Annotated in this window: 1 pseudogene; it reads right to left on the bottom strand. The window is 67.2% G+C overall.

The annotated features are described in order from the left end of the window. Nucleotides 1–259 (bottom strand): annotated as a pseudogene (locus OH705_RS27885) (ATP-dependent DNA ligase); the annotation flags it as partial.

The following is a 259-nucleotide window of genomic DNA, read 5'->3' as shown; positions in this document are numbered from 1 at the left end:
CGGCCTCCTCGATTTCGGGAAAGCGCCCATCCAGGCGTTCTTCGCCCCGCGACCACAACGCAATCTCGCCGCGCCGGCGGATCAACTGGGCGCGGATGCCATCCCACTTCCACTCGAGCAGCCAGTCGCCGACATCGCCCAGTTGATCAGGCGCGGTCTCCAGCGGCGATGCGAGGAAGAACGGATAGGGCTGCTCGCGATCACTGTCGAGCGCCTCGTTCGACAGCAGGGCGCCGAGGAATTCCGGCGTCGGCGGCCA

This window comes from Pseudomonas sp. BJa3 (assembly GCF_026343815.1).
In the GTDB taxonomy this organism is placed as follows: domain Bacteria; phylum Pseudomonadota; class Gammaproteobacteria; order Pseudomonadales; family Pseudomonadaceae; genus Aquipseudomonas; species Aquipseudomonas soli.
Note: the sequence above shows the minus strand (reverse complement) of the source record. Positions and strands in the feature narration are given on the sequence as shown.